The sequence below is a fragment of the Streptomyces sp. JK94 genome (assembly GCF_053613315.1).
Genome location: NZ_JBSICH010000017.1, coordinates 1 through 12,041, shown reverse-complemented (window position 1 = coordinate 12,041; position 12,041 = coordinate 1). Strand labels below are relative to the sequence as shown.

9 protein-coding genes are annotated in these 12,041 nt (G+C 70.4%); 7 read left to right on the top strand and 2 right to left on the bottom strand.

Features of this window, described 5'->3' with window-relative positions; all coding sequences use genetic code 11:
- Positions 1–555 precede the first annotated feature (555 nt).
- A complete protein-coding gene (locus ACVV2G_RS16980) occupies positions 556–1,098 on the bottom strand; it encodes an MOSC domain-containing protein (RefSeq protein WP_453843536.1) in 543 nt (180 codons plus the stop codon).
- Between the two features lie 22 nt (positions 1,099–1,120).
- On the opposite strand from ACVV2G_RS16980, the gene ACVV2G_RS16975 reads away from it, so the two are divergent.
- The 7 genes from ACVV2G_RS16975 (at position 1,121) to ACVV2G_RS16945 (ending at position 10,744) form a co-directional block, all read left to right on the top strand.
- On the top strand, positions 1,121–1,582 hold the full coding sequence (locus ACVV2G_RS16975; protein ID WP_453843535.1) for a peptidoglycan-binding domain-containing protein: 462 nt from the start codon (positions 1,121–1,123) through the stop codon (positions 1,580–1,582).
- A 463-nt stretch (positions 1,583–2,045) separates the two neighbouring features.
- The gene (locus ACVV2G_RS16970; protein ID WP_453843534.1) at positions 2,046–3,404 is read left to right on the top strand and encodes an ABC transporter substrate-binding protein; all 1,359 of its coding nucleotides are present in this window, start codon (positions 2,046–2,048) and stop codon (positions 3,402–3,404) included.
- 66 nt (positions 3,405–3,470) lie between these two features.
- Positions 3,471–4,388, top strand: coding sequence for a carbohydrate ABC transporter permease (locus ACVV2G_RS16965; protein ID WP_453843717.1), 918 nt, complete (start codon positions 3,471–3,473; stop codon positions 4,386–4,388).
- Positions 4,385–5,284, top strand: coding sequence for a carbohydrate ABC transporter permease (locus ACVV2G_RS16960; protein ID WP_453843533.1), 900 nt, complete (start codon positions 4,385–4,387; stop codon positions 5,282–5,284). The genes ACVV2G_RS16965 and ACVV2G_RS16960 overlap by 4 nt, the downstream gene beginning before the upstream one ends.
- Positions 5,281–7,314 carry a beta-galactosidase gene (locus tag ACVV2G_RS16955; RefSeq protein WP_453843532.1) on the top strand — a complete coding sequence of 678 codons (2,034 nt, stop codon included), beginning with the start codon at positions 5,281–5,283 and terminating at the stop codon, positions 7,312–7,314. The genes ACVV2G_RS16960 and ACVV2G_RS16955 overlap by 4 nt, the downstream gene beginning before the upstream one ends.
- Positions 7,315–7,360: 46 nt before the next feature.
- A complete protein-coding gene (locus tag ACVV2G_RS16950) occupies positions 7,361–9,517 on the top strand; it encodes an alpha-galactosidase (protein WP_453843716.1) in 2,157 nt (718 codons plus the stop codon).
- 234 nt (positions 9,518–9,751) lie between these two features.
- Positions 9,752–10,744: a LacI family DNA-binding transcriptional regulator gene (locus ACVV2G_RS16945; RefSeq protein WP_453843531.1), complete on the top strand. Its 993-nt coding sequence runs from the start codon at positions 9,752–9,754 to the stop codon at positions 10,742–10,744.
- 337 nt (positions 10,745–11,081) lie between these two features.
- Here ACVV2G_RS16945 and ACVV2G_RS16940 read toward each other — a convergent pair whose 3' ends face one another.
- Positions 11,082–11,495, bottom strand: a complete 414-nt coding sequence (locus ACVV2G_RS16940; protein WP_453843530.1) for a hypothetical protein — start codon at positions 11,493–11,495, stop codon at positions 11,082–11,084.
- Positions 11,496–12,041: the final 546 nt, after the last annotated feature.

Below are 12,041 nucleotides of genomic sequence, written 5' to 3'. Positions count from 1 at the left end.
GCGTCACCGTCGGCCGCCAGCGGGGCTGAGACGGCTGCTGAGCGCGGCGATGGCCCCCCGGGCCTTGAGCGGCTGCGGCCGTTCTCCGGGTTCCCGTGCTCGGCCTTCGCCATCACCGTCAAGGGGGCCGTCTCCGCCTCACCGAACCCTGGGCCGGCGTGCCGACCAGGACTCCGCCCGGAGCACGGCCACGTCAACGCACAGTCAGCAGACCGTCATGGCACCGCCGGCTTACGCAGGTTGCGTCGGCCGGAACGAACAACGGCACCGGACCATCCCCGCCTGTCCGCGCTCCCTCTCGGACTGCCGAAGACCACAGCCGGCACCGGACCCGGTTCATGCGGCGATCAGTAGCACGCGTCGGCCCGCTCAAGCAAGGGGTCGTGTCGGCCTTGCGGCTCGGCTGAAGGGTGCTCTTCGTCAGCCCTGCGGGCGTACGGCGGCCCGGTCGCGCATCCGGTCGAGCCGCGGACGGCTCCGGACCCGGAAGGCCCGATGTTCACCCCCCGGGAACCCGCGCGGTCGATGCCACGACACGGTCGTCCGGTACGGACGTCAGACCCGCTCCAGAGGCCGGTGCGGCCCGCTGGGAAGCTCCGCCGTGATCGTGTCGCCCGGGCGCACCGTGCCGCCCCGCCGCACGATGCTCATGATCCCGGCCCTGCGCACGACGTTCCCGGCCTCGTCGCGGCCGATCACCTGCTTGAGCAGCCCTTCCTGGAAGTTGTCGATCTGCAGGCAGGGATTGCGCAGGCCGGTCACCTCCAGCACCGCCTCGTCGCCGATGCGCAGCAACGCGCCGACCGGCAGGCCCAGCAGATCGATGCCGTGGGTGGTGATGTTCTCGCCGAGGTCACCGGGCGCCACCTTGAACCCTTCCGCACCGACCTCGGCGAAGAGTTCCTCCTGGATGAGGTGGACCTGGCGCAGGTTCGGCTGGGTGGGGTCCTGCGCGACCCGGGAGCGGTGCTTGACCGTCACGCCGGCATGCACGTCACCCTCCACACCAAGCCCGGCGAGCAGCGTGATGCTCTCCCGGTTCGGCTTGGTGAACGAGTACGCACCGTTGCTGCTGACTGCCGTAACCCTTCCGCTCATCCGCGGACCCCCTTCAACGACGATGACCGGCTACGACCCTAACCCTTGGGGCAAGGCACAAGCCGCGATCAGTCGTGGGCGAGACCGGGAGACGGCGACGCGGAAACGGAGCGGCGCAGCACTGACAAAGTTCCTCGCACGGATGACACAGGTCGATGCCCGCGACGGTCCCCTGAACACCGCCCGGGCGAAGAACCGGCAGTGCTTTCTGACCCGGTCCGGTTACGAACCCTGGCAGCACGAAGGGCGGCCGGCCGCCGATGGCTGGAAGGCCGCGCAGCGGATGTTCAGCGCACGTGGCTTCCATGGAGGCACTCGCTTGGTCGTCGACGGAGTCGCCGGGCCCTGCACGATCACGGCGTTGCAGCGCTACTTGGACTACTGCGGTTTCGGCCTTGCCGTTGACGGAATCGCCGGACCGAAAACCAAGGATGCCTTCTGGGAATGCAACGGGGTCCCCACCCAGGACCCCCGGTGTGTGTGAGTGCACAAGTCCGTGCGGCGATGGTGGACGAGGGCACAGGCGATGCTCGTGAAGGTGGGGAAGTGTTCGGCTTCGCGTGCGTAACGGGGGTGAATTCGACGGCAGTCGGCGAGCCGGACCGTGGCACGCGCGGTGGCCCAACGGAGTTGCCCCAGTCGCTGTGCTCGTGACCACCCCACCGGGTGCCCCGGGGCGCCCGGTGGGGCGGGTGCCGCGCCGAGCCACCGGCGGTCACCACGACGTAATCGATTCCGCGCAGCGGGAGTGGCGCTCATCCATGTGGCTTGAATCATTGAAAGGCCAGGTCAAAAGCGTTTTCATCACCGTGAGTCAGGTAACGGGAAGGTTGCGAACGAGGATCGACGTCCATTTCCCTCTCCCGTCCTGTTGACTTGTGTGAGGTCGTGTTGTCTCGTGTGCCCACCGCTTCGTCGGAGCGGACATCGGCGCAAGGAGCAACCTCATGGTGACGCGTGCTCGCACTTCCCTGGCCAGACGCTACGTGCTCGGCACGGTGGCCTTGGCCCTGACCGCGGTGACCGCCTGCAGTGGGGGAGGCGGTGACGAGGCCGACGGCGCGGCCGGCGGGTCCTGCGAGCCCACCTCGGGCAAGGTCACGCTGGACTACTGGTCCTGGGTCCCCGGCATCCAGAAGGCCGTCGACCTGTGGAACAAGGAGAACCCGGACGTCCAGGTCAGGCTGAAGACGGTTCCCGCGGGCAACGCCGGCACGTACCAGAACCTGTCCAACGCGCTGAAGGCGGACAAGGCCCCCGACCTCGGCCAGGTCGAGTACGACTCACTGGCGAGCTTCCGGCTCAAGGAGGGCCTGACCGACATCTCCTCGTGCCCCGGTGTCGAAGAGGCCGGGGACAAGTTCGTCGACTGGACCTGGGCGCAGGTGGATTTCGGCGCCGAGGGCAAGGACGGCGTCTGGGCCGTGCCCCAGGACACCGGCCCCATGGCGCTGTTCTACCGCAAGGACGTGTACGACAAGCTCGGCATGAAGGCCCCCGCCACCTGGGACGAGTACGCGGAACAGGCCCGCGTGCTCAAGAAGGACGGCAAGTTCATCACCCACTTCTCCCAGACCGACCCGAACTGGTTCACGGGGCTGCTGTGGCAGAACAAGGCCACCATGTTCGAGCGCGAGGGCGACTCCTGGAAGGTCACCGTCGACCGCCCGGAGAGCCGGCAGGTCGCCGACTACTGGCAGAAGATGATCGACGACAAGCTCGTCGCCACCGACCTCCAGGGCTTCTCCCCGGCGCTGTACAAGGCCTGGAACACCGGCGAGGTCGTGACCTGGGTCAGCGCGGCCTGGGGCTACAGCACCATCCGCGACAACGCCAAGTCCACCGACGGCAAGTGGGCGGTCGCCCCGATGCCGCAGTGGAAGGCCGGCGACCAACAGGCCGGGAACTGGGGCGGATCCACCACCACCGTGATGCGCGGCACCGAACACCCCGCCGAAGCCTCCGAGTTCGCCCTGTGGCTGAACACCGACCCCGAGGCACTGGCGATCCTCAACCGCGAGGGCGGGCTCTACCCCGCGGCCAGGAACGGCCTGGAACTGCCCGCACTGCAGCAGCCCGTCGACTTCTACGGCAAGCAGAAGATCTTCGGCGTCTTCGCACAGGCCTCCGCCCACGTCGACACCGACTTCACCTGGGGCCCGACCATGACGGACACCTACCGGTACCTCAGTGACGGAACGGCGGGCGTCATCGGCGGCGAGAACACCCTGGGCGATGTGCTGAAGGACACTGGCGCGCAGAGCGCGGACTCGCTGCGCAAGCAGTCGCTCGACGTGACCGAGTAGACCGCGTCGTCGGACCCCTCCTGCCCTTCCCGACGCCTCGGAGCGTCGGGAACAGCACCGCAAAGGCTGCCCGTGACAACCACCGCCCCACCGGCCCCGGCACGCCGGCGCCCCCGCCGGGCCCTCGCCCCGTACGCCTTCCTCGCCCCCTTCCTCGTCCCGTTCGTCCTCTTCACCCTCGTCCCGGTCGGCTACGCCTTCTGGCAGAGCCTGCACAGGACCGAGCGGACGGGCGGCACCTTCGGCAAGACCCGGACCGTCTTCGCCGGCTTCGACCAGTACGCACGGGTCCTCCAGGCGGACTACTTCACCGAGAGCCTGCTGCGCGTCCTCGGTTTCGCCCTCGTGCAGATCCCCGTGATGCTGCTGCTCTCCCTGGTCCTCGCCCTGCTGCTGGACTCCGCGGTGGCACGCGCCAAGAAGTTCTTCCGGCTCGTCTACTTCGTGCCCTACGGCATCCCCGGCGTCGTGGCGGCCCTCATGTGGGCCTTCCTCTACGATCCGCGGCTGTCACCCGTGGTGGACCTGCTGAGAAAGGCCGGCGCCGACGTCGACCTGCTCGGCCCGGACGTCATCCTGTGGTCCATCGCCAACGTCGTCACCTGGACCTACACCGGCTACAACATGCTGATCATCTACGCCGCCCTGCAGGCCGTCCCCTCCGACATCGAAGAGGCGGCCCGGGTGGACGGGGCGAGCGGCTGGACCATCGCCCTGCGCATCAAGATCCCGATCATCCGGCCGGCTCTGGTCCTCACCGGTGTCTTCTCCATCATCGGCACCTTCCAGCTCTTCACCGAGCCGCAGGTCTTCCGTGCCGTATCCACCAGCGTGACGAGTACCTACACCCCCAACATCGCCGCGTACTCGCTCGCCTCGGGCGACAGCTACAGCGAGGCCGCAGCCCTCTCCGTGGTCCTCGCGCTCGTCACGTTCGCCCTCTCGTTCGCGTTCCTGCGCTTCACCTCCAGGAGGCAGGGATGAGCTTCCTCACCCGCACCGAGGGGGCCCACGCCCCCGTACCCCCCGCTCGCCGACGGCCGCGCACCGGTATGTCCGCCGCCGTCGCCGTGACCTTCATGATCGCGGTCGCCTGCTACATGCTGCTGCCGGTCTACTGGCTGCTGGTCTCCTCCACCAAGAGCCAGAGCGACCTCGTCAGCACGCCCGGTCTCCTCCCCGCCGAATGGCACCTCGGCGACAACCTGTCCTCGCTCTTCGCCCAGCAGGACGGGGTCTACGCCCGCTGGCTGCTCAACAGCCTGCTGTACGCGGGCCTGGGCGCCGCCGTCGCCACCCTCCTGGCCGCCGCGGCCGGGTACGCCCTGGCCAAGTACACCTTCCGCGGCAGAGAGGCGGTCTTCTCCGTCGTCCTCGGCGGCGTCCTCGTACCGGCCACCGCACTCGCCCTGCCGCTGTTCCTGATGTTCGCCGAGTATGACGCCACCAACACCTTCTGGTCGGTGTTCCTGCCCAGCATCGTCAGTCCGTTCGGCGTCTACCTCTCCCGCATCTTCGCCGCCGCCTCCGTCCCGGACGAGGTGATGGAGGCCGCCCGCATGGACGGCGCGAGCGAGTTCCGCATCTTCCGCACCATCGCGCTGCGCCTCATGGCGCCCGCCCTGGTGACGATCTTCCTGTTCCAGTTCGTCGTCATCTGGAACAACTTCCTGCTGCCCCTGATCATGCTGCAGGACGAGCGGCTCTATCCCGTCACCCTCGGCCTGTTCACCTGGCAGTCGCAGACCAGCCGCCTGCCCGAACTGCAGACCCTCACCATCGTGGGCGCCCTGATCTCCGTCGTGCCCATCGTGCTCACCTTCCTCCTCCTGCAGCGCTACTGGCGCGCCGGACTCGCCGCTGGAGCCGTGAAATCGTGAACCACCCCCTCAGCGACGTCACCCGCGCCCTGGGCGGGATCGCCTACGGAGGCGACTACAACCCGGAGCAGTGGCCGCGGGACGTCTGGCGGGAGGACGTACGCCTCATGCGCGAGGCGGGCGTCAATCTCGTCACCGTCGGCGTGTTCTCCTGGTCCCGCATCCAGCCGCGCCCCGGCACCTACGACTGGACCCTGCTGGACGAGGTGCTCGACCTGCTGCACGCGAACGGCATCGCGGTGGACCTCGCCACCGCCACCGCCGCCCCGCCCCCGTGGTTCACCCGGCGGCACCCCGACGCGCGGCCGGTCACCGCCTCGGGCACCCGCCTCGCCCACGGCAGCCGGCAGGTCTTCTGCCCCAGCAGCCCGGCCTACGCCGAAGCCGCGGACGCCCTCGTCACGGCACTGGCGGCACGGTACGGCGACCACCCCGCACTCGTCATGTGGCACGTGCACAACGAGTGGGGAAACCACAACGCCCTGTGCTACTGCGACACCAGCGCGGCGGCGTTCCGCTTCTGGCTGCAGGAGCGGTACAAGAGCCTCGACGCCCTGAACGACGTCTGGGGCACCGACTTCTGGAGCCAGCGCTACGGCGACTGGGACGAGATCGAGCCGCCCCGGGACACCACGGCCTTCCGCAACCCGGGGCAGGAACTCGACTACCACCGCTTCTCCTCCGACGCCCTGCTCACCCGGCACCGCGCCGAGACCGCCCTCCTGCGCCGGATCGCTCCGCGCGTGCCCGTCACCACCAACGTGATGGGCACGTTGGAGAAGAAGATCGACGGATTCGCCTTCGCCGCCGAGTGCGACCTGGTCTCGGTCGACCACTATCTGCCGGCCGCCGACCCCGACGGGCACATCGACCTGGCGCTCAACGCCGACCTGGCCCGGGGCATGGCCCGGGGCCGGCCCTGGCTGCTGATGGAGCACTCCACCTCGGCCGTCAACTGGCAGCCGGTCAACGTGGCGAAACGCCCGGGCGAGATGCGCCGCAACAGCCTGGCCCACCTCGCCCGGGGCGCGGACGGCCTGATGTTCTTCCAGTGGCGGCAGTCCCGCGCCGGTGCCGAGAAATGGCACTCCGCGATGCTCCCGCACGCCGGTACCGAGGGGCGTGTCTGGAAGGAGGCCAAGGCACTGGGAGCCGAACTGGCCGCCCTGCGCGAGGTGACCGGCAGCCGCGTGCGCGGCGACGTGGCGATGCTGTTCGACTGGCACGCCTGGTGGGCCCTGGAACTGCAGGCCCGCCCGTCCGGCCAGGCGCACTACCTGGACGCGGTCCGTGACTGGTACGAGGCGCTGTGGACGCTCAACATCACCTGCGACCTCGTACCGCCCGGCACCGACCTGACCGGCTATCGCGCCGTGGTCGCGCCCAATCTGTACCTGGTGTCCGACGAGGACGCCGACAACCTCAGCCGTTACGTCGACCAGGGGGGGCAGCTCGCCGTCGGCTGCTTCAGCGGGGTCGTCGACGCGTACGACCGGGTGCGACCCGGCGGACACCCCGGAGCACTGCGCGAGGTGCTCGGCCTCGTCGTGGACGAGTACCTGCCGCTGCGCGTCCGGGACCACGCCCGGCTCGAGGACGGAACACGGATCCGGCAGTGGGCGGAACGCGTCGAACCCCGCGGCTGCACTCCGGTGCTGCGCTTCGCGGAGACCGCCGACGGCGGCCCCGCCCGGGGCGGCCCCGCCGTCACCCGGCACGCCTTCGGCCGGGGTACCGGCTGGTACACGGCCACCCGCCTGCCGGTACCGGCGCTGCGCGAACTGCTGCGCACCCTGTGCGCCGAGGCCGGCGCGGTGCCCGTCGTCGAGGCCCCGCCGGGACTTGAGGCGGTACGCCGCACGGGGGAGACGTACACATATCTCTTCCTGATCAACCACACGCAGGACACGGTCCTCGTTCCCGTCGCCGGAGTGGGTGTCGCCGGCGCGGAGATCGCCGGCGGCCGGGCGGTCGTACCGCCTGGAGGCGTGGTCGTGGTCCGCGAGGACCCGAAGACCGCCCCGGCCTGACGTACCACCACCACAGAAAGCACCCGCGAGGAGCGTCCCCGTGACGATGGAACATGCCGTCCCGATCCCCCCGGTGGAGATCGACGAGGCGAGCGGCACGGTACTGCTGCGCACCACCCGCAGTGCCTACGTCCTGAGGGTCGACCGCGCCGCGGGCACGGTGCGGCACGTCCACTGGGGCGCTGGGTTGCCACTCGCGGACGCGGTGGAGCTACCGGTGTGGTCCGAGCACGACAACAGCTTCGCCGGCCGCTGGGACGGAGTGGAGGAGTACCCCGTCGACGGCGGCGCCCGCTTCGGCGTACCCGCCCTGGAGGCCCGTTTCGCCGACGGCTCCAGTCCTCTCGAGCCGATCGTGGTGGACGTGGCACTGCGGGCGGACGACCACGTGGTCGTCCGCCTGCGGGACCGCACCCGGCCGCTGGCCTGGCACCTGCACTACCGCGTCCCCGCCGGCGGCGACGTACTGGAACGGTGGACCGAGTTCCACCACACCGGCACCGACGACGGGGACGTCCTGCTGCTGCGGTACGCCTCGGCGCACTGGCCGTTGCCGCAGCGCCCGGCCTGGCGGATCGGCTCGGTGCACGGCGGCTGGGCCAGCGAGGGCCGCCTCGAGAGGTCGGCCCTGCCGGTGGGCGAAACGGTCCTCGGCAGCCGGCGCGGCCACACCGGTCACCACGCCAACCCCTGGGTGGCGCTGGACGCCGGTGACGCGGGCGAGGAACACGGCGAGGTCTGGGTCGTCGCGCTCGCCGCGAGCGGCACCTGGCGCCTCACCGCCCAGCGCACCGCCGCCGGACGGACCGGCGTGGTGGCGGGGGAGGGCCACGAGGGCATCGAGCTGCGGCTCGCACCGGGCGGGAGCCACCGCACGCCGGTCAGTCTCGCCCTGCACACCGTGCACGGGTTCGGGCAGGCGAGCAGAGCCTTCCACCACCATGTGCGGGTACACGTCCTGCCCCACCCGGAGGAACTGCGACCGGTGCTGTACAACTCGTGGGAGGCGACCTCCTTCGCGGTGAGCGAGGACGACCAACTGGCCCTCGCACGGCGCGCCGCCGACCTGGGCGCGGAACTCTTCGTACTCGACGACGGCTGGTTCCGCGGCCGGGACGACGACCGGGCCGGACTGGGCGACTGGACACCGGACCCCGAGCGCTTTCCCCGGGGACTGCGCCCGCTCGCCGACGAGGTGCACCGCCTCGGCATGGCGTTCGGCCTGTGGGTGGAACCGGAGATGGTCAACGCGGACAGCGACCTGTTCCGCCGGCACCCCGACTGGGTCCTGCACCTTCCCGACCGCACCGCCACCGAGCTGCGCAACCAGCTCGTCCTGGACTTCTCCCGGCCGGAGGTGACCGACTGGGCCCTCACGTGGCTGCGCGAGGTGGTGGCCGAGAACGCCGTCGACTTCCTCAAGTGGGACTTCAACCGGGCGTTCACCGAAGCCGGCGCGCACACGGCCGGACCGGACGCCCGACGCGTCCACGTGCAGCACGCCCGGGGCCTGTACCGCGTCCTGGACCGACTGCGCACGGACTTCCCCCACCTGCGGATCGAGGCCTGCGCGGGCGGCGGCGGACGCGTCGACCCGGGCATCCTCGCCCGTACCGACCAGGTGTGGACCTCCGACAACACCGACGCGGTGGACCGCCTCACCATCCAGCACGGCTTCAGCCAGCTCTACCCGCCCGGCGTCATGTCCGCGTGGGTGACCGACAGCCCCAACCCGCTGACCGGCCGCGCGGTGCCGATGCGCTTCCGCTTCCACAGCGCCATGGCAGGTGTCCTCGGCATCGGAGGGAACCTGAAGCGCTGGACGGACACGGAACGCGCCGAGGCCGCGGATCTGGTCCGCGTCTACAAGGACATCCGGCCCGTGGTGCAGCAGGGACGGCAGTACCGCCTGCTGGCTCCGGGCGAGGGGCCCTGTGCCGCCGTGCAGTACGTCAGTGAGGACGGTCGCCGTGCCGTCGTGCTGGCCTGGCGGCCCAGCACGGCCTTCGGTCCCGCGCTGCCCCCCGTGCGACTGCGCGGTCTGGACGAGGAAGCCCGGTACCGCGACGAGGAGACCGGGCGCGAATGGTCCGGGGCGACCCTGCACGCCTTCGGCCTGACCCTGCCCGACCTGCCTCCCGGTGACTGCGCGAGCACGCTGGTGCGCCTGCGTCGCGTCGAGGAAGCGGAACCGGAGGCCTGAGCGCCTCCCGGGGACAGGACGCCGCGACGGGAGGGGGCGGGGTGCTCGAACCCCGGTGCGGCTGGGTCCGCCCGGGGCCGTGAAGGGCCCGCTCGCGCGACCTCGGACGGCAGACGCCCGACGTTCCGCCGCGGTCGCGGACCGCGGCGGGTTTCCCGGGTGGATCACCTGTGAGAGCGCTTCCAGTGAGAGATCGGACGTGAAGTAGGGTGACCGTGGAAGGGAGCGTGTGTGGTGCGTGAGCGGGTCACCATGGCCGACGTCGCCCGTGCGGCCGGGGTGTCGTCCGCGACGGTCTCCTACGTACTCTCCGGCAAGCGACCGGTGGCCCCCGAGACCCGGGCCGCGGTGGAAGCCGCCATCGAGGAGCTGTCCTTCACCGTCAACGTCACGGCCCGCAGTCTGCGCACCGGCCGGTCCAGTCTCGTGGCGCTGATCGTGCCGGACATCGCGAACCCGTTCTTCGCGCAGCTCGCGGCAACGCTCCAGGAGCAACTGCGCGGCCTCGGGCTGCACGTCGTCGTCTGCGACACCGGCGCGCGCCGGGAGGAGGAGCGGGCCCTGCTGGCGGAGGCGGTGCACCAGCGGTTCGCCGGGGTCGTCATCACTCCTTTCAGGCTCAAACCGCAGGATTTCAAGCCGCTCGCCGACGCGGGCATGCCCGTCGTCGTCAGTGCCGACGTCTCCTTCGGTCCGATCGACCTGGTGACGCCCGACGCCCGCGCGGCCACCCGGCAGGCGCTGGAGCGGGTGTCCACGGCCCAGAGACGGCGCATCGCGATGATCGCGGGCCCCCGCGACGCCACCGGCGGGGACCCGCGCCTGGAACACCTCAGGGCCGTAGCCCTGCAGTTCGGCATGTCCCTGCCGCACGAACTGGTCGTCCGGGGGGAGCACACGCGGGAGGCCGGAGCAGCCGGTTTCGGCGCGCTCATGAGTCGCCGCTATCCCCCCGACGCGGTTTTCTGCGCCAACGACGTGATCGCCGTCGGAGCCATGGACAAGGCGCACGAGCTGGGCGTCGACATCCCGGGGGACGTGGCGCTGATCGGCCACGACGATGCCTCGTTCGCCTCGCTCGTGCGCCCGCAGCTGACCACCATCCGTTATCCGGCGGCCGAGGTCGGCCGGTCGGCCACTCAGCTGCTCATCGAGCGGCTGAGCGGCCGACAGGTCCCCAAGACGGTCCGGGTGAAGGCCGAGTTCGTCGCTCGTTCCTCCGTCTGACGTGACCGGCGGGGAGCGCCTTCCTGCGGGGCGTGCCTTCTCCGGGTCGTGGCCGGCGCGTCGGCGGTGGAGCGTCCCCGCCGAGCGGATGGTGGCTCCCGGCTGATACCCGGCTCGGCCAGGCCCGGCTCTGGCGTTCACGTCCGGCCGAACGAGCGGCAGTCGGGGCTGCTGCTGGGCTGCGGTGGCGTACTCGGTGGACGCGGCCAGGATGCCGAGGCGCCTCTGCCGGTATGCCCAGCCGTGAGTGGGGCGTGTGCTCGGTGTCCGCGTTCACCTCCACGTGTGGCGAGGCCCGGCCGCTTACGGTCGCGGCCGGACCGGAGTCGGGGGCCGGTCAGGACTTCGGGCAGAGCGTCTTGCGCAGACCGATGTTGATGTGACGTCCGTCTTCATCGGTCAGCGTGACCCCGTCGTAGGAGAAGCGCTGCGCTGCACCGCGGTCGGGGTTCGCCGCGCCGCCGTCGAGGGACGAGCACTGGTTCCGGGCCGCGTTGACGGCCTTGTCCTCGTCATGGGTGAGGCCGGCATGGACGTCGCGAATGGCTGCGAGGACGGCGTCCCGCTCGGCACCCACGGGCTCCGGCGGGAGGCCGGGATTCTTGGCGGCTCCACTTTCGGTCGAGGCACGTGACGTCTCGGCCACGGTGCTCTTGGTGGTGTCGGCCGCGCTCTCGCTGCCTTTGTCGCTGCTGCAGCTGATGACGGTGCCGGCAAGTATGGCGACGATGGCCGCCGTGGTGGTGCGCATGCGCATGATTCCCCCCAGATATGACACGAGTGGGAACAGGGTGCGTCAGGTGGGGCGTTGGGCCTGCGGCGGTTGATGGAGTTGTGACGTCATACGGACGCACCGGGAGCGATCCGTGTCCTGTGGCGGTCCCTGCTTCCGGGACAGCGCGGCGTCTGCCGGACGGAGTCGGCCCTGGAGTGCCCTGGCCTTGGCGGCGGTCCTTGAGATCGGAGTGCGGGACGTGAGGCGGGCGAATCAGTTCCGCTTCATCGCTGACCGGGGAGTGGGTTACTGCACGACAGGACGACAGGCCCATGGTGCGCGGAGTCTCGTCGGTCTCGTCGGGAGGGTTGCCCGCCACAGTCCAGTGATCGCGCCGCTTGGGCGGAGTTGACGAGCGGTGCAATGGACTCCGCTTGCTCAATGGGGAGTGTGGTGGGTGTGGTGTGGGTGGGTGTGGATGGTGGTGGTGAAGGTGGTGTGGTGGTGTTGGGTGCCGGTGATGTGGTGGGTGGTGTGGGGGTGGGTGGGGGTGGGTGGGGTGGTGGTGGTGTGGAGGTAGAG

Excerpts from the sequence above, each read along its gene's own strand:
- ACVV2G_RS16980 (WP_453843536.1), bottom strand. The coding sequence starts at position 1,098 with ATGAGCGGAAGGGTTACGGCAGTCAGCAGCAACGGTGCGTACTCGTTC.
- ACVV2G_RS16975 (WP_453843535.1), top strand. The coding sequence starts at position 1,121 with ATGACCGGCTACGACCCTAACCCTTGGGGCAAGGCACAAGCCGCGATC.
- ACVV2G_RS16970 (WP_453843534.1), top strand. The coding sequence starts at position 2,046 with ATGGTGACGCGTGCTCGCACTTCCCTGGCCAGACGCTACGTGCTCGGC.
- ACVV2G_RS16960 (WP_453843533.1), top strand. The coding sequence starts at position 4,385 with ATGAGCTTCCTCACCCGCACCGAGGGGGCCCACGCCCCCGTACCCCCC.
- ACVV2G_RS16950 (WP_453843716.1), top strand. The coding sequence starts at position 7,361 with ATGGAACATGCCGTCCCGATCCCCCCGGTGGAGATCGACGAGGCGAGC.
- ACVV2G_RS16940 (WP_453843530.1), bottom strand. The coding sequence starts at position 11,495 with ATGCGCACCACCACGGCGGCCATCGTCGCCATACTTGCCGGCACCGTC.